Consider the following 21824-nt stretch of genomic DNA (forward strand, 5'->3'; position numbering starts at 1 on the left):
TTCTTTTATAAAAACCATAAAGCATCTTTGGCATCATCTGGAACACCATTATTAAATCGTGGCGCTATTTGTGCTACCATTTCTGGATATTTTATAGTGATTGGGACATTCTGTTGTCGTAGTGATTTCCAATACAATCTGCTAAACTGATATACTTGTGTTAATAATTCTAACACGACGTCTGCATCTTCAAAAGCATCTTCATCTGGACTGCTTATTTTAATTTTTATTGGAAATGGATAGCCATCTGTATCTGCATACCTTTGAGAATTAGGGTAACGTGCATTGTTAAACAGCAAAAATTGGTTTTCGCTTATACGTATGTATGTACCACTTACTGGCATTAACTTTTTATTCCAATTGAGGTCGTAAGCAATAATATCTTCTGCTTCTGTTTTATTGATATTTAGAATGTAGAGAGGAATTTTTAACCCTAATGTATGCATCCCTCTTATAATAGGTTTTAGTTCCTCGTAGCTCATTTCTTTATAGAAGTGAATGACTACTTTATCAGCTTCTGCAACAGATGTAAAATCTCTTATGGCTTTACATATACTACCTGCTAACAGGTCTGTTTCGCTTTGGTCAAAATACTCGAACTTTCTAAACAAGCCATTGTTTTGAAAACTAAAGGCACTTGCTATATAACGTCTGTTTTCGCCTTGATTGGTAAATGCACCAACACCTATTACTAATTCTTTTTTATCGGTTACTGCAAGTTTCCAAGGTGCGCCACCTAATTTGGCGTGAATTGCCAATGCCATATTTTGTAATGAGAATTGGAAGTTGTATTGATTCTCGATATTGACCACCATTTTTTCATAATCTACAACCTGTGTAACAATGCCTTCATTTAGAAAGAGTTCTTTGATTTGAATATATATTTCTCGGTCTTCAGGATTTGGTGTAAACTTATCGAAAGGACTTAAATAAAACGCTGCATAACGTACAGTATCGTGGTCGAATGAAAGGTTTTCTAACTTTTCTGTAATTTCTGGAATTGGGTCGCTTTCGTTGGTAAACTCTATAAAATGCTCTTTAGAAGTTGAAGCCTTAATGTTTACATAAGCCTCAATCCCTTTAAAATATTTTTTATCTGCCGTAACACCAGTTTTAAGGTTGTTGTAAAATGTTTTAATTGCTTCTTTATGCGAGGTATGGTACACAAAGAAAAACTTAATATTTTGGTTGTTTGGTCGTTTGTATGGGTTAAGGTTATTCATTGCCAATTTAGGCACTAAATGGGTTTTCTTGTTACCATATTGGTCTTTACCAAACTCTAATAATCCTACTTGTGGGTCAATGTGATTAATACGGTTGAGAGGCACATCAATAAATGCATCGTTTTTAAACGGGAAAATGGCTTTAAAATCTTCTGCAAACAAATAATTGGTTGCAAAATTATTAATAAGTGCTACATACTTTTGGTATTTATTAGCTGGTCTAATTGGTTCTTCAATAGGTATCTCTAATGCTCTGGCTAATGGTAAACTAAAAATTGGGAATGCTTTATCAAACTCAATAGCATTGAAATAATCTTCTTTTTCCTCTGTATCGAGGTTCATTTGATAATTGAAGATAGTTTGTCCATATACGCAACGTTTTATTAACTCTGAATCCTCAATATCCTTAACAGACGTTGTAAGGACTTTTGATGTGCCATCGTACGATACAATAAGTTCTGGTAAGTCGGTTAATTTTGCAAATTGTATTTTAAATGAAAACTTATAATATAAATTATAATGCTCTGTATTGCCTTTAAGAGAAGGCATCCAAACCTGTACATCACCTACAAAGTTTTTTACAACTACATAGTCTTTTGCTTTAAAATAGCTTCTTAATTGGTGTTTAAGGAATTGCTTATATATTCTTAATTCTCTACCATCTACTAAATTTAACTTAATGCTTGGTGCATCTGGTATTTCCGTTGTAAATGTTGTAAATATTTGGTCTTTGTTAGATAAGTCTGCATCTGGAAACACCTCTTTAATCTGCCTTGAAAATTTAGATTTATGTATAGGATGACTACCTTCAATATCTTCTAAAGTTAAATAAATGGTAGGCGCACTATTAGGCCATTTAAAGTTAAGTATGTTGGTTTTTAAGTGTTCTTGCATAAGTAATGAGGTGTTTTGGGTTTTACATATTTGGTGCTTTTTGATTAGTACTTTCTAATAAATCTTTATTTAATAATTTATTTACAGACTGCATATCTTGATATGTAGATTTGGCTCTACCTATAATCTTTTCAATAATTTTTTCGGAAGCATCCATTTGTTTCATTAGACCAATACCAACTATATAATCCAAGAGAAACGATATATACAATAATTCAAATTGTGTGAAAATATTGTTTTTTGTTTTAGTACGATGTATTAAATAATCTCGATGACGTACAATTTTTGATACATAAATTTTAATCTCATCTTTAGGTATATTAGTTATATCGGCTAATAATTGCTTTTGTTCTAATAAATCTTTGGCAAAAGATGAGTTCTTCATCTTGTTTCCAAATTTCAAACTATAAGCCTCAAAAGCTGAATAAGAATTTGTAAATCGTCTACTATGACTTGTTTTAACCGAGAGTAAATTTTCGATGATAATATCAGCACAATAACCTATACCTTCATTGTTATACCAATGCTTAATTATATTAGATAAATCATCTTTAATAGTATCATAGTCAAGCGCGATAAAACCAGATATGTTTTCCTTGTTGAAATCATCCTTATAATATAACGAAGCCCAGTTACCACAACTTAAACATTTGAAATTAAAAGCCTTAAATTGTACAGACTTACCGTATAAAAAATGAAATAATTTTTGAAATGAATTATATAAATCTATACTCTCAAGAATACTCAAACTTTTTTCTGATTTAAAATCAACATATCCAACATTGTCCATTCTAAAAAAATCGTGGTTAGAAGTATATGATGTTGATTTTGTAATTTTTATAGATAAGTCTTTAGCAATATTCGTATTATGAATTACGTCATCCTCTTTTTCAAGTTTGTCTTCTAAAGAATTATACCAATGCATTTTTCTAACCCAACTCACAATTGCTAAATTGTCAATTTGAAATTCATTAATTCTCAAACCTACAGGTTCAATTAAATGATATGCACAAGCAAAAGTATATTTAGGTTTATAAGTTTTAGTCTCTACTATTCCATTGCTACTGTTTTTAATCTTGCAGTTTACAAAAGTTAAATAGCCTAAACCTGTAAAAACTCCATAAATTAACTCTATTTGATAGGCAGGTAATCTTTCTGATAAATTGGTCGTTATGTGTACTTCATCATTAATTAACTCTAATACACAAAAGCATTTATCATCCTCTGCAGATTTGAACCATACCTCTCCATAATATTTATTCTCTTTAAACATAAATCACTTTAAATTCTTACCCTTTTTAACAATCTTACTAATTTTTTCTTCAGCTATTTTGAGGATTTCCGTACGCTCTTTTTCATTTTTTAGCATTAGTACAATTTGTTCCGACATCCATAGCTTAATTAATTCATTCTCGTCTTCTTTTAATGTTTTAGCAAAAGCGACTACTTGTTCGCGTCTTGCTATACGATTTCCACGTTCTATTTTGCTTAAATAGGCAACATCCATATTTAGGTTTGCAGCCATTTCTCTTAATAGTAAATTGTGCTTTTCACGCAATGAACGTATATACTCTCCAAACTCCATAATAGAATTATTTAGACTTGTCAAATTTTGTCTAATTTAAGAAAAGGAAAGAAAGAAGTAAGAAAAAGATATTAACAGTTATTAACAAGGGAATGAGGAAGTTAAGGATTTAAGGAAGTCCTATCAATTTTATCCTTAAATCCTCAAAATCCTGAATTATGTTTTTGCAGGATTTGTATAATTGTTGTGTGCTTCTCGATGTATTAAACCTGCATCAACAAATTTGGTAATATAGCCTTCTGCTGTTTTGTGGGGTATTTTGTTTTTGTCGGCTATATTTAGATAATCTTGTCTTGAAAATTGATGAGGTAACGCATCTAAAAAACGTTCTTTTCGATTGGCTCGTTTTACTTGCTTTTGTTCCATAGGTAAATCGTTAAAAACCTTACTACTATGCTTTACTAACACGCTAATCATTTCCAATGTGTTTTCAAAATCTACATCTTCACAATACCTCACTTGGTTGACATCACCATCTTCCATAATTCGAAATACAGAAAATAACATTATAATTCTAAATGCAATTAAGCCTAAACGCCTTACTGTTGCGATATAATCATCTGGTTGTAAGTTGAGATATTTGGTTTGTAACTTTTCAAAAAACACATTGAATTTTTGTTGTTGCTCTGTTGTTAGCCTTACTTCAATAGCTGGATTGTTTTTTAAGGTTTTGTATAGCTCAAAAAAATCTTTTCCTAATTGGTCATAGTATTCATCTAAACCATTTGCTGTGCCTGTTTGAAAAACGTTTTTCCAAGTTGGTTTGATATTCATATAATAAAACATAAAACGACTAAACAACCCATTTTCAGCATTTGGAACCAATGCTTGAATTTGCTTTGGTGTACCTGACAATACTGTTGACAAACAAGGTCTTTCAATATCTACATATTCTCTATCTGTTCTTCGATAATAACTAATGGTTTCGTGGTGGAATGCTTTACGAAAACCATCGGAATAATTACCGTAATCACTTTTAAAGGCTTGTGCTAAAGTATCACCTTCAGTTTCAAAAATTAACCCTCTACCTTCATTGTCAGATATTAATTGATAAACACCCGTAACGCTATTGTTGGCAGGAATAAACAACATCCTTTCAGGTGGTTTATTTGGTTTTTCCATTGTTTCACTTTTACCCTTATTCATATTATAAGTTGCCATTTCAACTTGATGTTGTTGTTTTAGGATTTTGGATTGTTCACGTTGTTGTTTGTGAACAGGATTTACCAAATTTTTAATTTGGTTTAATCTTCCTTTTCCTGCTGAAGCTGGTGCTGTAACAAATAAATACAAGTTACTAAATACCTTGCGTTGGTCGTACACACCAAACAATTTTGGAAAACAAGCACTAAACGCTGTTAATGCACCCAACAATAAAATATCACGTTCTTCATTACTGCTTGATGGCTGTGTTACTTGTTGTAAAAATGTCGGAATATTGCTGTAAACTGTTGTTGGTATTGTTGGCAGTGGCTGTTTTACTTCTTCTGACTGTTGCAACACTTCAACAACTTGTTGTTGCTGTTGTGGTTTAATACCAACTTGATGTAAATGGTGGTATAATGTTGCTATGCTTATACCGTGTCCTTTTGCCTGTAAGCATTTATTATACTGTTCGTCGCATTCTTTATGGTCGTAGCCAGAATAATTTTTACTTATTCTATGGTAGTAATCACGTCCAGCTTCTCCGTATTCTTCTGAAATAGCAAAACCAATATCACGCCATTTATCATAAGTATCTGTAATATCGATACCTGATTGTCCTAATGCGTTGATATATGTTTCAATATCATTTACAACAACCATCGTAGAGTTGTTGTTGATTGGTTTTTTAGTTACTTCTTTTGGCTCTGGAACAGTTAACCAATCTTTTGGGTTAAATATTTTTGTCATAACTTTTGATGTCTTTTATGTAGGAATGCCAATGGATCGTGGGATAAAAAACACGCTCTGGAAATGTCTTTACCTGATTGGTCAACCTCTATGTTATATGTATGTTTTATATAATTGGCCACCGCAATAAAATATTCATTGTGTGACACTTTGGATAAATCGATTCTAATTATCCATTTTAAGCCTTCTCCTGAAGGTGATGTAAACAGCAATTCGGTTTCGAAATATTCATCGTTTAATAATTGTTGTTTTAGTTCTTCAAGATTTTCTAAATGGTCAAAATCGATTGTCAGTAATGATGAATGCTCAATTAAACTATCATCATTTCGTTTAGAAAACACACCTGAAAATGTTACATAATCAAAATGATTTGCTTTAAATTTTCGTGCTTCTTTTGGGTCTTTAATCGCTCTGAATTGTTCTGTGATACTTTTATACTTATCGCTTGTAATACGCTCAAATATTTGATGTAATCTTACTTTTTGATTTGGAAATACATTTCTAATTGGTGCTTTATAAAAACTGCTGTAAGCATACCAAGTATCATCGGGATCATCTAACCAAGACAATTCATTTTCTTTTTTAACTTCAAGATTTAGATGTAATTCAGTGTTGATTTTAAGTAATAATTCTTCATCATCTACGAGTTTAAAATGATAGGATGCAAAATCAAAAACATCACCTTTAAAATCGGTTAGTTCTGTATCATAATGTATTGCTTTATTTTCAACAACATTAATTTGTAATGTTGATTTACCACCGTTAAAAGGGTTACGGGTTACCCCGCAGTCCCTTCCTTTTAAGGAAAGGACTGTTGTTTCAGAATAATACTGTCTTAATACATACGCATAGATATTTAAACCGTAATGCGTTTTCTTCAAGATATTTTCTCTACTTATTACCATCGCATTTGAAATTTGGGTTATAATAATTGCTCTGTAATAGTTCCTCTATATCAGATACCTTGTAATAAAATTTACCTTGTATCTTGCTATATGGAAGCGTACCATTTGAACGGAATGTTTGTAGTGTGCGTTGGCTAATATGTAGCGTTTGCAATACGTCCTGATTGTCAATCCACGTATCTTTTAAGCACTCTGCTCTCGTTGCTCTTATTAATTCGATACGTGCTTTTATGTCCTTAATCTCTTGTGAGAGTGCCAAGAGTAAATCGATTATTTCAGTCATAACTTTACCTTTCCTTTTTTGATTAGGTAATCGGCAGCTTGCTGTTCGATTTCATCTTGGGAATCCATACGGTTACGTAGTAACCATTGGTCTAACTCCTGACGTTGGAAATAGATTTTTTTTCCATTCGGTTTATAATGTGGAATGGCTCCCGTACTTGTAAGTTTATACAAGTGCGATTGTGATAGTTCTAAATACTTGCAAGTTTCATTGAAGTTCAATACTTGCTTTTGCATTGTTTGTTGCTCTAATAAGAGTTTTTCAATGCGGTCTAACTTTTCGATGATATTTGTGTCCATCGTTTATTTTGTTTTAAATAAATGAGGACATCTGGCCAAATGTCATTCTTGGTTTTCAAGAACAGGACAAAGGTTTAAAATTGGCTTTCCTATTTTAGTAAGAGTGTAAAGCAAGGGTAAGACAACAGTAAGGTTTCTTACTATTCTTACTGTTTTTTATTGCAGTTGTTGGATGATTTTATCTATTTCTTCCTTTTCTTTTGGGTTGTGAACTTTGTTTTTGTGAAGATTATTTGCTCTTAAAGGTGTATCTGTTTTAGTTCTAAATTTACCAGAGCGTTCAATTGAAGTAGGATTGAAACTATTAAAAAATGGTTTTAGCTTTTTTACCACGTAACTAAACTGTGTGGTTTCGCATTGAAGATAAATTTGAAAATCTACTACTGTAAAATCTTTAGATAATAATAGTTCTTGAAATTGCTCAACAGTTGAACGATTATCTAACAAATCAATTTTTAGGTTTAATTGCTTTAGTACAGTTAATAAGGTTGAGGTGTCTTTGCTTTTATAACCGAAAGAGGTTTTTGGTTTTGCTGTAACTCTCGGTTCTTTTTTAGTAACTGTTTTTTTTGTGTTCGCTTTTTCTATCTGATTAATATCAAACGTTGTGTCATTAAAATATTTTTCAGCTATTTCTAAAATTGTGAATTTTGAATCTTCTGAAAACTGACCATATTGTTCTTGCAGTTCAGCATATAATCGGATTACAGATACTTTTAAGTAGTTGATGATATAATTGTCGTCAATATTAAAATCTGCTGTTATCGCTCTATTATTTATATAATTTGCGATGTCATTTAAGTACTTATCAAACTTGTTAAGCAGAATAGTAAAACTGTATTTATTTTCTGGAACTGTAGCATTTTCAGGAAATTCCTTTACAAATGATACTACTGTCTTTTCTGTTTCATTAAATATCAGCTTTTGGTAGTATTCTTTTTTAGCATTTAAAGGCTTTTTAAAGTTTACTTTAAAAACCGCATTATTAGCTTTTGGATTCAATTTGAAATCAGACAATAAGTGCTTAAAATCCTTTTCCTTTCTATTATCTCTATGTAGGCCATTGGTTATATAAACTAAACTTGAAAACATACTTCCTTTCATTATAAATCCAGTTGAATACGGTTAGCAGCTTCTTTCTTTTTATCATCAATTACTTTGGCATAAATCTGTGTAGTTCTCAATTCCTTATGACCCAACAACTTTGAAACTGTATAAATATCTGTTCCTAAAGTTAATTGTAAAGTTGCATAGGTATGACGCGCACAATGGAACGTGATATTTTTTGTTATTCCTGCTTTAAGCATCCATTGTTGCAACTTTAAATTTGACCAAGCACTATAATGTAAACCTTGAAAAACTTTTTCTTCAGGTTTACCTTTATCTCCTAACAGTTCTGCCGCTTGGTCTGAAATAGGTAAAGTTTCAACTCCTTTTGTTTTCTTTTGTCTGAAACGAATATAATAGCCCATTTCTTTAGAATGTTGAATTTCTGACCAAATCAGTTTTTCAATATCTGACCAACGTAAACCGGTAAGCGCAGAAAATATAAAAGCACTTTTTAAAAGTGGTAACTCACATTCTGTGTTAACTGCTATTTGTAATTCATCCAAAGTTAAAAACTCTCGTTGAGGTTCACCTTGTTTAAAATACTCAACACCATTTGCTGGGTTTATTCTTAAAATACCATCTTTAACAGCTTGTTTTAATGCTGCATTAAATTTTCCATAATAGGAATATTTAGAGTTTTGAGATAATTTTTTACCTGCTCTTGCCATAGCATCCTTATCTAAATACTCTTTAAACCGTTCTACAAAATCCTTATCAATATCTTGAAAACTTACGTCTGTTGGACAAAAAGTTTTTAGATGTTTTAACATACTGTTCCAATTACCATAGTTACCAGAGCTTGTATTCTTTTTCTCTGCTAATGCTGTTACATAAGTAATAAAACTCCCTTTTAATTTCTCAATATCTTGGAATCCATAAATACCGTTTTGAATTTCAATCTGTCGTTGAGCGCAAATAGTTTCCGCTAATTGTTTGGTTTTCTTGTTAACCTCTCTTTCGGTTTTAGTTTTAGGGTTAGGTGTAAGGTATAAACGCAAATATTCGGTTTTACGTTTGCCTTTATGATAGTAATCTAAATACAAACTTATTTTGTCATTCTTCTTGCGTTGTCTTAATGTTACTTTCATAGGATGCTAATTAAAAAGGTTTTCTATTTGCCATCTGGCTACAATACGTTTTCTTCCGAAAGGAACAGCTTTTAAACGTCCTTGTTGAATCATTCTTTGAATGGTCCATCTACTAACACCAATTAATTGAGAAGCCTCTGTAACGCTTAAAAAATCTTTATTGTTTACAGCATTTGTATTTTGAACCTCAATCACTTCATTCTTTTGCTTCATATCTGCATTAAGAGTTGATTGAATTTTTTCTTTACGCTTTCTGGCCTTATAGGCTTTTTTAGCGCAAGAATTACCACAGTATTTAGTTACTGTTGTACGTGCTGTAAAAGCATTTCCGCAATGCTTACAAGTTTTCGGGATGTATAAATTACTGCTCATAAATGGTGCTTTATGTAGCGTAATGGTGCAACGTGGTGCGTTATGGTGCATCATTTCGCCTTTATTTTTGCCAACAGATTTGGGCAACAAATCCGTATGTTGGGCAACATATATGAAACAAATATAGTTAAAAAAGGGCAATTAGGCAACAAAAAAGAATATGTAAACCATTGAAAAACAAGTAAAAACCAATAAAAAGAAGCTTAATTACTTCCCAATACAGAAATTAGCAAAAATATTTCCTAATAAATCATCATTAGTAATTTCTCCTGTAATTTCTCCAAAGTGATACAAAGCTTGCCTAATATCAATAGCCAACAAATCACCCGATAATCCTGTTTCTAAACCATGTTGTACTTTTTGGATTTCTTCAAATGCCTTTAATAAAGCATCATAATGACGAGAATTTGTAATTATAGTTTCATTATTACGCAAGGCTCCTGTATTGATAAGGTTCAGCAATGAATTAGTTAATTGCTCTACACCAAAACCTGTTTTAGCAGATAACAGCAGTACGCCTGCAATTGTTGTATTGATTTCAGCTAATTGTATATCTGTTAATGCATCTATTTTATTTGCTATTACCAATAATGGCTTTTGAGGATGCTTATTTCTAATTTTAGCAATCTCAATTCTTACAGCTTCGAGATTATTAATGCTTTGCTTAGCATCAAATAAATAAATTACAACTTGAGATTGCTCTATCTTTTCAAAGGTCTTTTTAATACCTATGCTTTCTACAACATCTTTGGTTTCTCGTATTCCGGCAGTATCAATAAATCGAAAACCGATACCTCCTATGGAGATTTCGTCCTCAATAGTATCTCTAGTGGTTCCGGCAATTTCAGAAACAATAGCTCTATCTTCATTTAACAACGCATTAAGTAATGTAGATTTCCCAACATTAGGCTCACCAACAATGGCAACAGGAATTCCGTTTTTTATCACATTACCTACCGCAAACGAATCTATTAAACGCTTTAATACAAAAGTGATACGTTCTATCAGTTGCTTAAATTGTGTTCTGTCAGCAAATTCAACGTCTTCTTCTGCAAAGTCTAATTCTAGCTCAATTAACGAGGCAAAATTCAACAATTCTTCACGAAGCTTTGCTATCTCTGAAGAAAAACCGCCACGCATTTGTTGCATAGCTATTTGATGCGATGCTTCATTATCACTAGATATTAAATCTGCAACCGCTTCTGCCTGACTTAAATCTAACTTCCCATTTAAAAAAGCGCGCAAGGTAAATTCTCCTGCTGTTGCCATTCTGCAACCTTGCCGTAAAAACAACTGTATTATTTCTTGTTGAATATAAGAAGAGCCATGGCAAGATATTTCTATTACATTCTCTCCAGTATAAGAATTTGGGTCTTTAAATACGGATACTAAAACCTCATCTATAGTTCTATTATTCTCTATAATATGACCTAAATGTATGGTATGCGTTGGTTGCTTTGTTAGGTCTTTATTAGTAACAGACTTAAAACATTTTGACGCAATTGTTATGGCATCTTTGCCAGACAATCGTATAACGGCAATGGCACCACTTCCAGATGGTGTTGCTAAGGCAACAATAGTATCGTTATGCATTTTACAATTATTTGCTACAAAAGTATTGTAAAATATATGATTGCCAAGAGGTAAATGCTTCCTATTTTAGGATTTTACGAGCTTGTTAAAAACAGGAAGCATTAAAAAAAAATTAAACTTTTACATATTCAGGAATAATCACAGCATCTAATTCAGTTTTGTAATACTGAAATTCTTTGTATATGTTTTTATAATCCTCTGTAGTAAACGACATAAACAAGTCTTGATAATAGGCAATACCATTAAAAAGATTGCTCTTAAAAGCATTCCATTTTTTTACTTGTTTTAATGTAAGCTCATCAGACATGGTTTGTATTTCATTCTTCAAATAATCAACATACATTTTTAATTCCTTTACAAACATATTTGGACGATTATAAGAAGGCAATACTGAACTCGTTCCGTTAATGTGCTTTATCATTTCAAAAAGCGATACTTCTTTGTCAAAATAAGCCAAATTAGGACCAGGACATATTACAACGCCTTGCTCCTGCCCTTTTATGTCAATATCATTTTCTAAATACGATGCATTTGCTAAACCAACGCAAAGACAAGCTTTCTCAGTTATTTTAGCTTTTGCATTATTATAAATCTTAGAAGTTAAAGAGTCTTTTTTTTCTTCTAATTCTTGCAACTTAATATCTTGGTATTTTTTAGAAGCCGTACAAATACCTTCTGCTCCAAAAGCTTTACTCAAAGCTAAAAGTCTTTTAGGACAAGAACTACCTGCTTTATTATTGTCTATACGTTGTTGTTTATAATACGCATTTGTGGTTCCCTTAATGGTATTAAATGGCACACCTAATGGGGAAATACCACTGAGATATAAATCTTTTTCTTTAGCTTTTGCTAACAAATTTCTTGTTTCTTGGTCTACCGAAGTGGCTTCAGGCACCAATAAAAATGGTGTTCCCCAACCAACAGAATCTACTTTGTAATTTTCTAACAAAAAGGCTTGTTCTTCTGAGGTACCAACACCGCCTTGTACTGTAATTTTTAATTCTAATGGTTCGGAAGGAACTTCTAATTCTTTTAATTCTAAACCTTTTTTTAAAACATGGTGCGTATCTTGTATTAGTTCATTTTTCTTGGTTTTAAATTCTTCTAAAATCGGACCTAATAAAAAACCTTCTGTCGCAAATGCATGTCCGCCACAATTTAAACCAGACTCTATTCTATATTCTGATACCCAAAGTCCTTTTTTCGCTAAAAACTTTCCTTGAATTATGGCTGATCGGTAATCACTTACTTTTAAAATTATTTTCTTTTTTAATTGACCATTTTCATCGGGAAAGAAGTCTTTAAATTTTTCAAAATAACTATATAATCTCGGATTCATACCAGCAGACAGTACCACAGAAGAACTTAAATTACTATTTGCAAATCCTCTAAGTGAAGCATGTGCATCATTAAACTCCGTTGGCAATTGTTCCGATTTATTAAAATTATCTTTATCCACTTTAGTCATTATGTTAACATCTATTTCACCAGGTTTTAAATGGGATTCTAAATAATGTTTTACACTGTCTTTAAGTGCTGCACCTTCTTGCATTAAATGAGAAAGTCCTGCTTTAAAATCTGAACTATTTGGTAAGGTTGCCATAAAATGCTCTAAAGCCACTTTACTTTCTGTTAATTCAGTTTTAAATTTTGTGAATTTATCCTTTACTACCGTATCTACTAAATTTAAATACGATGTAATACGCTCAGCACGATAATCGTGTGCTTTTTTTGAAATTTCTTTATACGGTAAGTCGAATTTTTTACTGTAAAACGCATTCATTTTTTCAACTAACTCATCATCAATAATAGAAATTACGGACGAAATACCATATTGAGCTACTCTAATCGGACTGTCTATCGTATAAGCTAATCCCATCACAGGAATATGGAATTTATGTAGTGGTTTTGATGTAGCCATCTTTTCTTTTTTAGAATTAATCAAGCTACAAAGATGACTTTAGAAAATCCGTAAAAACATGACAAATATCATAACTTATTATCTTTAAATAAATTAAATGATGCTATTTCAACTTTCCTGTTTTATGTAGTACAAATAAAATAATTATAGGTATAGCTAATAAACCTATATAGCCCAAATTAGTTTGAAACAAACTTGGATATAAAATCAAAGTAATAACATAACCACCAATAGCACCTCCAAAGTGCGCATCATGGCCAATATTACCAATACTATTTTTCATGCCATAAATAGAGTACAATAAATAACCAATACCAAATATATAACCAGGAATTGGGATAGGAATAAAGAACATATATAGGCTCATTCCTGGTTCTAATAATATGGCTGCATACAAAATACCTGTAACGGCACCACTTGCACCAATTGCACTGTACCAATATTCGTCTTTATGAAAATATAAGGATAGTAAATTACCAAAAATTAAACTTCCAAAATAAATGATTAAAAAGTGAATAGAACCCAACTTTGCCACCACAAAATCCGCGAAGAAATAAAGCGTAAACATATTAAAAAACAAATGTTGCATATCAGCATGCAAAAACCCAGAACTTAACATTCTAATTTGCTCGCCTCGCCTTACACTGCCTACATTAAATTTAAATTTCTCAAAAAAGCCACGATCATCAAATCCCTTAAAAGATATAATGCCGTTTGCTGCAATAATAACCATGGTAACTATACTAATACCTAAATTGTCCATAAACTCTATTCTTATAAATCAAATATATATATTTGTGCTTAATTGCAAACATACTTTAATGCAACTTATTGCTTATATTTTAGTTTATCCTATTCTTTGGTTAATTTCAATCTTACCATTTAGATTACTTTATGGATTTTCTGATATTATTTACTTTTTTATATACCGAATTATTGGATATAGAAAAGCTACAGTAAAAGAAAATTTAAGATTGGTTTTTCCTGATAAGCCTGAAAAAGAAATTTCTGAAATCACCAGAAAATTCTATCATCATTTTTGCGATATGATGGTTGAAGCCATCAAATCCTTAACCATTACAGAAGCGCAGATGAAAAAACGTTTTAAATTTACTAATGTAGATTTAATTAACGATTTAGAAAAAAAGCAACGCAGTATTATTTTAATGTGCGCGCATTATGGCAGTTGGGAATGGATTTTTATTCTTCAAAAACACGTAAAACATAAAGGTTACGCTGTTTACAAACGCTTAGCCAACAAGCATTTTGATAAATTAGTAAAACGTATTAGAGCAAAATATAATTCGCATCTTATTACCACTAAAGAAACGTTTGGCATCTTGCTAGACAGTAAGAAAAAGGGTGAATTAACCATTAACGGTTTTGTGTCGGACCAATCACCAAAAGCACGTAAAGCTTTTCATTGGAATGAATTTATGGGAATAAAAGTGCCTATGTACACTGGCGCTGAAATGCTTGCCAAAAGACTAGATATGGCAGTTGTATTTTTTAGTGTAAAACGAATAAAACGTGGGTATTACGAAACTACTTTTACAACCATAACAGAACACCCAAAAGACTTCAAAGATTACGAGATTACGGATTTATTTTTTAAACTTGTTGAAGAACAAATTAAGGAAGCACCTCAATATTATCTTTGGACGCATAAACGCTGGAAACATAGAGATAAAGTTCCTACCGAATTCCTTTAAAGCAAAGCATTTATAAAATTAACAAAAGAAAATACTTTTAATTACTAATATCTACTATAGCTCAAACCAAGCATCAACATTAGTGACATCACTCGGTTGATTTATAATTGATTTATGAATAAACTCATTATTACTTTTAGCATATTTATAATCATTTGCCCAATCTCTATGGTTTTTAGACAACTCTATAATACTATCACATACAAACTCAATTTCTGCATTGGTGGTTGTAGGATGAATAGACATACGAATCCAACCTGGTTTACGCACTAAATCACCTATAGAAATTTCATCCGTTAACTCATGAGACATTTGCTGATCTACATGCAATAAAAAGTGTCCATAAGTTCCTGCGCAACTGCAACCTCCTCTGGTCTGAATACCAAATTTATCATTCAACAGTTTCACAGCCAAATTAAAATGCAAATCATCAATATAAAAAGAAATTACACCTAAGCGATCCTGATGTTGACCTGCGAGAATATTAATATTAGAAATATGTCCTAATTTATTAAAAACAATAGCAATTAATTCATGCTCGCGTTTTAAAATATTAGCAACACCCATTTTTTCTTTTAACCGAATAGATAATGCTGTTTTTATCGTTTGAAGAAATCCTGGTGTACCACCATCTTCTCGATCTTCAATATTATCAATGTATTTGTGTTCTCCCCAAGGATTCGTCCAACTTACGGTACCTCCTCCAGGACAATCTGGTACCATGTTTTTATAAAGCTTCTTATTAAAAACCAAAACACCAGAAGTGCCTGGTCCTCCTAAAAACTTGTGTGGTGAGAAGAAAATAGCATCAAGTTGTTCTGCTTTATCCTTAGGATGCATGTTAATATCTACATATGGTGCAGAACAGGCAAAATCTACAAAACATACACCACCATGCTGATGCATTAGTTTAGCAACATCATGATATGGCGTTTGGATACCTGTAACATTAGATCCACCTACAATAGACGCAATTTTAATGGTACAATCTTTATATTGATGCAGTAACTTCTCTAAATTTCTTAAACAAAATAATCCGTCTTCATTTGGCGGCACAACTTCAACTTTAGCAATGGTTTCTAACCACGTTGTTTGGTTAGAATGATGCTCCATATGCGAAATAAAAACAACTGGACGCATTTCATCTGGCACCTTGGTAAACTCCTTTATGTTTTCAGGTATTTTTAAACCTAAAATACGTTGAAATTTATTAACTACACCTGTCATTCCATTACCAGAAACAATAAGAATATCATCTTCATTTGCGTTGACATGATCCTTAATAATATGCTTAGCTTTATGGTAGGCTTTAGTCATTGCCGTGCCAGAAACCGTTGTTTCTGTATGCGTATTGGCTACAAATGGCCCAAAATCATTACATAGTTTTTCTTCTATGGGTCTATACAAACGGCCTGAAGCAGTCCAATCTGTATAAATGATTTTTTGCTCGCCATAAGGAGACACAAAGGTTTGATTTTGCCCAATAATATGATTCCTAAATTGGTTAAAGTAGGCTTCTAGTTCACTAGTTTCTCTTGTGGTAGATTCAGAAATCATAATATTGATAATTATATTTAAAGATACTAAATATTAGCAACAGCTTTAATCTCGGCAATAAAACGTTCGGCTAACGTATCTGCAGCTTCTTGAGAAGGTGCTTCTGTATAAATTCTTATAATTGGTTCTGTATTACTCTTACGTAAGTGTACCCAACTATCTGCAAAATCAATTTTTACACCATCAATAGTCGTTAATTTTTCATCACTGTAATTAGCTTCCATAGTAGATAAAATTCCATCAACATCTAAACCTGGTGTTAATTGAATTTTCTTCTTACTCATAAAGTAATTTGGGTAAGTGGCTCTTAACGCGCTTACTTTCATTTGCTTTTCGGCTAACAAGCTTAAAAATAAAGCAACACCAACTAAAGCATCGCGGCCATAATGAGAATCTGGATAAATAATTCCGCCATTACCTTCACCTCCAATAACAACCTTGTTTTTCTTCATTAAAGCCACAACATTCACCTCACCAACAGCACTGGCCTCATACGTTCCGCCATGCTTCTCAGTTACATCTCGCAAAGCTCTTGTAGAACTCATGTTACTCACCGTATTACCTGGAGTTTTGCTGAGTACGTAATCGGCACAGGCAACAAGCGTATATTCTTCTCCAAACATTTCGCCTGTTTCATCCATAAACGCTAATCGGTCTACATCTGGATCAACAACAATTCCAAAATCAGCATGTTCCTTAACAACCGCTTTTGCTAAATCACCTAAATGTTCCTTTAATGGTTCTGGATTATGCGGAAAATGACCTGTTGGATCACAGTATAATTTTACTGGCTCTACACCTAAACGCTCTAATAATAACGGAATAGCAATACCTCCTGTAGAATTTACACCATCAACAACCACTTTAAAATTGGCGTCTTTTATAGCTTTTACATTCACTAAGTCTAAGTCCAAAACTTCATCTATATGGATATCAATATAAGCATCGTTTACGGTAATTTTTCCTAAGTCATCTACCTCAGCAAAATTCATGGTGTTAGATTCAGCTATTTCCAAAATCTTCTGACCTTCTGCACCATTTAAAAATTCACCTTTTGCATTTAAAAGCTTTAAGGCATTCCATTGTTTTGGGTTGTGACTTGCTGTTAAAATAATACCACCATCAGCATGTTCTAATGGTACAGCTACTTCAACAGTTGGTGTGGTAGACAAACCTAAATCTATAACGTGGATTCCTAAACCTACTAATGTATTCATTACTAAATTCTGAATCATTTCTCCAGAAATACGAGCATCTCTACCAACAACAACGATATAGTTGTCTTTTTGACGTTGCGTTTTTAACCATGTACCATAAGCTGCAGCAAATTTAACGGCATCTATAGGTGTTAAGTTTTCGTCTACTGGTCCTCCAATAGTTCCTCTAATTCCTGATATTGATTTTATTAATGTCATGTGTTTTTCTATTTTAAGCAAATATAATATCTTAATCTTACTTAGGACTTTAACTCATCTTGACTTTTGTCTTTTAACCGAAAAAAACAAAGAATTCTTTATAAATTGTAACCATTTTAAAATCATCGTCTTTAATATTCAAATTTAAACAGAAATTAATACGGCCTAAAAAGCAAACTATTGTTTAAAAATTAAGTTGAGTTAAATTTGAATTTGTAATTTCGAACAATGAATTTTCTAGCACATATTTACCTTTCTGGAGATAACGAACTGATTACTATCGGAAACTTTGTTGGTGATGGTGTAAGAGGCAATAAGTACAAGTTATATCCTACCGAAATTCAAATTGGTATCCAATTACACAGACACATAGATACCTTTACCGATGCACACACCGTATTTAGACAATGCACCAAACGTTTACATACTGGCTATGGTCATTACAGTGGTGTTATTGTAGATATTTTTTTCGACCATTTCTTAGCCAAAAACTGGACCTCCTACTCAGACATTCCGCTCCCTGACTATATAGACAGCTTTTATAAAAGTTTAAGCAAAAACATAGACATTCTACCGCCACGTTTTAAAAGAATTTCTCCTATTATGATTGAAGGTAATTGGTTGTTGAGTTATGCAACAATTGATGGTATTCAGAAAGTTTTAAACGGCATGAATCATAGAACAGAAGGACGTTCTAAAATGAACGAAGCCACAAAAGAACTAAAAGAACATTATGAAGATTTTGAAGCTGATTTTACTCTGTTTTTTGATGAATTAATAACCTTTAGTTACAAAAAACGACTCGAAATAGAGAACGAATTTAAATTATAACCCTTTATTAAGTGACAAATTCAGTATCAACCTTAACTTCTATTAATTTTCATTGTCATGGCTAAACCAATAACTTTAAAAAAAGTACTAAAAATTACCGGAGGTGTTATCGTATTCTTCACCTTACCCACACTCCTACTCTTTGGGTTTATGTATTTAAAATACAATGAAGATATACCTACCGGAACTTTAGGAACCGAAGCAGACCAACTTGCCACAAAAATGCTTACTGCTTTAAATGAAGATGCTTATATAAATACCGATTACTTAGAATGGAGCTTTAAAGGGAGACATCATTACAAATGGTACAAAACAGATAATACCTGCGAAGTGTACTGGGATGATTTTAGCGTTATACTAGATTTTGAAAACCCAAATAATTCAAAAGTTTTTGTCTTAGAACAAGAATATAATGGTATCGAAAAACAAGATTATATACTTAAAGCTACAAACTATTTTAATAATGATTCATTTTGGTTGGTAGCGCCTTATAAAGTATTTGACGATGGCGTTGAAAGACGATTGGTTAAAACCGATAACAATAAAAATGCGCTTTTGGTGACCTATAAATCTGGCGGAACAACACCTGGAGATTCTTATCTATGGCATTTAGATGAAAACGGTAAACCGAAAAGTTTTCAAATGTGGGTCGATATTTTACCTATTAATGGTTTAGAAGCGACTTGGGAAAATTGGATAACAACAGAGACAGGTGCTCAATTACCAACGTTTCATAAACTACTCATTTTAGGTATTGAAATGAACGATGTAAAAGGATTAAACCTATAATAATAGCACAAGGTCTATTGCCTAAGTACTACATATCGCGCAATTCTCTGTTCATCCGCTCATTTTCTTCAAGTTCCTCTTGTGGAATTACTTTTAAGAATGAAGGATGCTGCTCAATAGCATATTCTATTTTTTCAACAATGCTGTCAATAGATTCATTCTCGTAATCAATTTCTAATGGTGCCTTGATTTCAAATGATTGAAAAATATTTTTCTTTTTTATTCGCAATCCCTTCTTATCAAAAGAACGTCTAAATCCATCAATAACTATAGGTACAACTATCGGTTTGTAGCGTTTTATAATATGCGCTGTCCCTTTTCTAATAGGTTTAAAAGGCGTTGTTGTGCCTTGCGGAAATGTTATTACCCAACCATCATTTAGAGCTTTTCCAATACTAGAAATATCGCTCATTTTTACTTGCCTATTAATATCTTTTCCTTGCGAACGCCATGTACGCTCAATACTAATAGAACCTACATAAGCTAAAATTTTAGGCAAAAGACCTGCCTTCATGGTTTCCTTTGCCGCAACATAATAAATATTAAGTTTTGGATTCCACAAGTAACCAATATTCTTAATAGAATCATCTCTATTGCTTAAACTCGCATTAAAAACATGGAACATAGCAATAACATCAGCAAAATAGGTCTGATGATTAGAAATAAACAATACATTGGCATCAGGAAGGTTCTTAATAATATCAGACCCTTCAATCTGTAATTCATTAAATCCTCTAAAACGTTGATGTGTTAAGGCTCCTAAGATTCTAATCAACCATTTTTTAACCCAAAGTATATGTCCAAAAGGATTCTTTTTGAATAATCCCATAGTTAGTTTTCAAATTTTTAGTCAATTACAAATGTAAACATAATGTTAAGTTATAAAACTTGTTTTAACAAGTCTTTTATTTCTCCAAGAATCATAGCAGTGGCTCCCCAAACAATTTGATTATTGAGATTAAAAGCTGGGACGTCTACTTCAATATCCAAAGAGGTTGGTACTTTGGCTGTTACAGCATTAGATTCACATAAAAATTCTGAAAGTTTCACTTCTATAATAGATTCTACTTCTTCATCTTGTTTAGAAAATTTTAAATACTCATTAGAAATTCCAATATATGGATGTACCATAAAATTACTTGGCGGAATATAAATAGGCGATATGGTTTTAATCACCTCAAATTGAGTCCGAGATACACCTATTTCTTCCTCAGTCTCTCGTATAGCTGTTTCTTGTAAATCGTTTTGATCGGCATCTTCATACTTTCCTCCAGGAAAACCAACTTGGGCAGAATGTACGCCTTTGTATGTTTTACGAAGTATTAAAACCAAGTGGGTTTCGTCATTTACATTAGGATAAAACAAAGCCATAACGCCTGCTTTTCTTGTCGATTTAGATTTTGTCTTCATTTGAGCTTCCAATTCTAATCGATATGGTGGCGACATTTTTGCATGAGAGTCTTCGCCAATAAGCTTAAGATGTTTTATTTTTACTACAGATTCTAAAAACGTACTAAATAACATTTATGAGATTTCGATTTGTGTTTCCGATGATTATCGGAATTGGATTACTATTTCTGAATTGTGAAGATAAACAATCTTCAAAAAAAAATAAGACAACAGTTGTAAAAGATTCTATTGCTGCACCAACACCAAAAAAAACAAAAACTGAAAACAATTCTGAATTCCCGAGACTTACAGATGCTAATGCCATGGAATTCTTTTTAGAATACGAAAAAGAAAACAAAGAAAACAAAGCACGCATCACTACCGATTTTGGCATCATTGAAATAATATTATATGATAAAACTAAATTCCATAGAGCCAATTTTGTCTACCTCACCAAACGCCAATATTTTGATGGAACTCAATTTTACAGAGTGGTAAAAGACTTTGTAATACAAGGTGGTAGTAGTGACGATTACGACCTTGCTAAAAAACGTCAAAAAATCGGGAAATATTTATTACCTCCAGATACCAAAAGAGGCTACACACACAAAAGAGGTGCGGTTTCTATGCCTAGTGGCGAAATTGAAAATGCCTATAAATTAGCGTCTCCTTTTCAGTTTTTTATTATTAATCGCCAAGGTGGCGCCAAATACTTAGATGGCGATTATACCGTTTTTGGAGAGGTGACCTCTGGCATGGATGTGGTGGATAAAATCAATAGCGTAAAAACAGACGAAGGTGATTGGCCACTACATAATGTCTATATTAGAAAGGTGGAGTTAATCGATTAGTGCTATGGACTATTAAACCTATTTAAAACACAATGCAGTTACCAATAATTATCAATATTTTAATAACAGTTCTGCACTAAATTCTGTATATTGTTTCTTTATTTAAAACACAAC

21 protein-coding genes are annotated in these 21824 nt (G+C 32.2%); 4 read left to right on the forward strand and 17 right to left on the reverse strand.

What is annotated here, in order from left to right; all coding sequences use genetic code 11:
- Positions 1–5: 5 nt before the first annotated feature.
- The 13 genes from HNV10_RS05415 to HNV10_RS05475 all read right to left on the reverse strand — a co-directional run bounded on the left by HNV10_RS05415 (position 6) and on the right by HNV10_RS05475 (position 13929).
- On the reverse strand, positions 6–2117 hold the full coding sequence (locus tag HNV10_RS05415) for a Piwi domain-containing protein (protein WP_054724085.1): 2112 nt from the start codon (positions 2115–2117) through the stop codon (positions 6–8).
- A 22-nt stretch (positions 2118–2139) separates the two neighbouring features.
- The gene (locus tag HNV10_RS05420) at positions 2140–3390 is read right to left on the reverse strand and encodes an ApeA N-terminal domain 1-containing protein (protein ID WP_054724083.1); all 1251 of its coding nucleotides are present in this window, start codon (positions 3388–3390) and stop codon (positions 2140–2142) included.
- Between the two features lie 3 nt (positions 3391–3393).
- Entirely contained in the window at positions 3394–3726 is a 333-nt protein-coding gene (locus HNV10_RS05425) for a helix-turn-helix domain-containing protein (RefSeq protein ID WP_139181074.1), read from the reverse strand.
- A gap of 132 nt (positions 3727–3858) precedes the next feature.
- Positions 3859–5595: a DUF3987 domain-containing protein gene (locus HNV10_RS05430; RefSeq protein ID WP_092468850.1), complete on the reverse strand. Its 1737-nt coding sequence runs from the start codon at positions 5593–5595 to the stop codon at positions 3859–3861.
- Positions 5592–6500, reverse strand: coding sequence for a BT4734/BF3469 family protein (locus tag HNV10_RS05435; RefSeq protein WP_092468848.1), 909 nt, complete (start codon positions 6498–6500; stop codon positions 5592–5594). Before HNV10_RS05435 ends, HNV10_RS05430 begins: the two co-directional genes overlap by 4 nt.
- Positions 6487–6759, reverse strand: coding sequence for a helix-turn-helix domain-containing protein (locus HNV10_RS05440; protein ID WP_241695462.1), 273 nt, complete (start codon positions 6757–6759; stop codon positions 6487–6489). Before HNV10_RS05440 ends, HNV10_RS05435 begins: the two co-directional genes overlap by 14 nt.
- Positions 6760–6779: 20 nt before the next feature.
- Positions 6780–7082 (reverse strand): helix-turn-helix domain-containing protein, encoded by a 303-nt coding sequence (locus tag HNV10_RS05445; RefSeq protein ID WP_092468844.1) that lies wholly within the window; start codon positions 7080–7082, stop codon positions 6780–6782.
- Between the two features lie 156 nt (positions 7083–7238).
- Positions 7239–8186: a DUF6617 family protein gene (locus tag HNV10_RS05450; protein ID WP_092468842.1), complete on the reverse strand. Its 948-nt coding sequence runs from the start codon at positions 8184–8186 to the stop codon at positions 7239–7241.
- On the reverse strand, positions 8186–9280 hold the full coding sequence (locus HNV10_RS05455) for a site-specific integrase (RefSeq protein WP_092468840.1): 1095 nt from the start codon (positions 9278–9280) through the stop codon (positions 8186–8188). Before HNV10_RS05455 ends, HNV10_RS05450 begins: the two co-directional genes overlap by 1 nt.
- Positions 9281–9286: 6 nt before the next feature.
- Positions 9287–9739 (reverse strand): helix-turn-helix domain-containing protein, encoded by a 453-nt coding sequence (locus tag HNV10_RS05460; RefSeq protein WP_241695463.1) that lies wholly within the window; start codon positions 9737–9739, stop codon positions 9287–9289.
- Between the two features lie 120 nt (positions 9740–9859).
- Positions 9860–11245: a tRNA uridine-5-carboxymethylaminomethyl(34) synthesis GTPase MnmE gene (gene mnmE, locus HNV10_RS05465; RefSeq protein WP_173300315.1), complete on the reverse strand. Its 1386-nt coding sequence runs from the start codon at positions 11243–11245 to the stop codon at positions 9860–9862.
- A gap of 112 nt (positions 11246–11357) precedes the next feature.
- The gene (locus HNV10_RS05470) at positions 11358–13166 is read right to left on the reverse strand and encodes a hypothetical protein (RefSeq protein WP_173300316.1); all 1809 of its coding nucleotides are present in this window, start codon (positions 13164–13166) and stop codon (positions 11358–11360) included.
- Between the two features lie 103 nt (positions 13167–13269).
- On the reverse strand, positions 13270–13929 hold the full coding sequence (locus HNV10_RS05475) for a rhomboid family intramembrane serine protease (RefSeq protein WP_173300317.1): 660 nt from the start codon (positions 13927–13929) through the stop codon (positions 13270–13272).
- Between the two features lie 58 nt (positions 13930–13987).
- Between HNV10_RS05475 and HNV10_RS05480 the strand changes: the two genes are divergently transcribed.
- The gene (locus HNV10_RS05480; RefSeq protein WP_173300318.1) at positions 13988–14878 is read left to right on the forward strand and encodes a lysophospholipid acyltransferase family protein; all 891 of its coding nucleotides are present in this window, start codon (positions 13988–13990) and stop codon (positions 14876–14878) included.
- 54 nt (positions 14879–14932) lie between these two features.
- Here the strand turns inward: HNV10_RS05480 and HNV10_RS05485 are convergent, their stop codons facing one another.
- On the reverse strand, positions 14933–16435 hold the full coding sequence (locus HNV10_RS05485; protein ID WP_173300319.1) for an aminotransferase class V-fold PLP-dependent enzyme: 1503 nt from the start codon (positions 16433–16435) through the stop codon (positions 14933–14935).
- Positions 16436–16461: 26 nt separating this feature from the next.
- The gene (glmM, locus tag HNV10_RS05490; protein ID WP_173300320.1) at positions 16462–17850 is read right to left on the reverse strand and encodes a phosphoglucosamine mutase; all 1389 of its coding nucleotides are present in this window, start codon (positions 17848–17850) and stop codon (positions 16462–16464) included.
- Positions 17851–18078: 228 nt separating this feature from the next.
- Here glmM and HNV10_RS05495 point away from each other — a divergent pair, with 228 nt between their 5' ends.
- On the forward strand, positions 18079–18681 hold the full coding sequence (locus HNV10_RS05495) for an acyl carrier protein phosphodiesterase (protein ID WP_173300321.1): 603 nt from the start codon (positions 18079–18081) through the stop codon (positions 18679–18681).
- A 57-nt stretch (positions 18682–18738) separates the two neighbouring features.
- Positions 18739–19470, forward strand: a complete 732-nt coding sequence (locus HNV10_RS05500) for a hypothetical protein (RefSeq protein ID WP_173300322.1) — start codon at positions 18739–18741, stop codon at positions 19468–19470.
- A 28-nt stretch (positions 19471–19498) separates the two neighbouring features.
- On the opposite strand, the gene HNV10_RS05505 is transcribed toward HNV10_RS05500, so the two are convergent.
- Complete coding sequence (locus HNV10_RS05505) at positions 19499–20299, reverse strand: lysophospholipid acyltransferase family protein (RefSeq protein WP_173300323.1); 801 nt, start codon at positions 20297–20299, stop codon at positions 19499–19501.
- 50 nt (positions 20300–20349) lie between these two features.
- Positions 20350–20994 (reverse strand): NUDIX hydrolase, encoded by a 645-nt coding sequence (locus HNV10_RS05510; protein ID WP_173300324.1) that lies wholly within the window; start codon positions 20992–20994, stop codon positions 20350–20352.
- Between the two features lie 2 nt (positions 20995–20996).
- Between HNV10_RS05510 and HNV10_RS05515 the strand changes: the two genes are divergently transcribed.
- Positions 20997–21710 carry a peptidylprolyl isomerase gene (locus tag HNV10_RS05515; RefSeq protein ID WP_173300325.1) on the forward strand — a complete coding sequence of 238 codons (714 nt, stop codon included), beginning with the start codon at positions 20997–20999 and terminating at the stop codon, positions 21708–21710.
- Positions 21711–21824 lie beyond the last annotated feature (114 nt).

The sequence above is a fragment of the Winogradskyella litoriviva genome, from assembly GCF_013249065.1.
Lineage (GTDB): Bacteria > Bacteroidota > Bacteroidia > Flavobacteriales > Flavobacteriaceae > Winogradskyella > Winogradskyella litoriviva.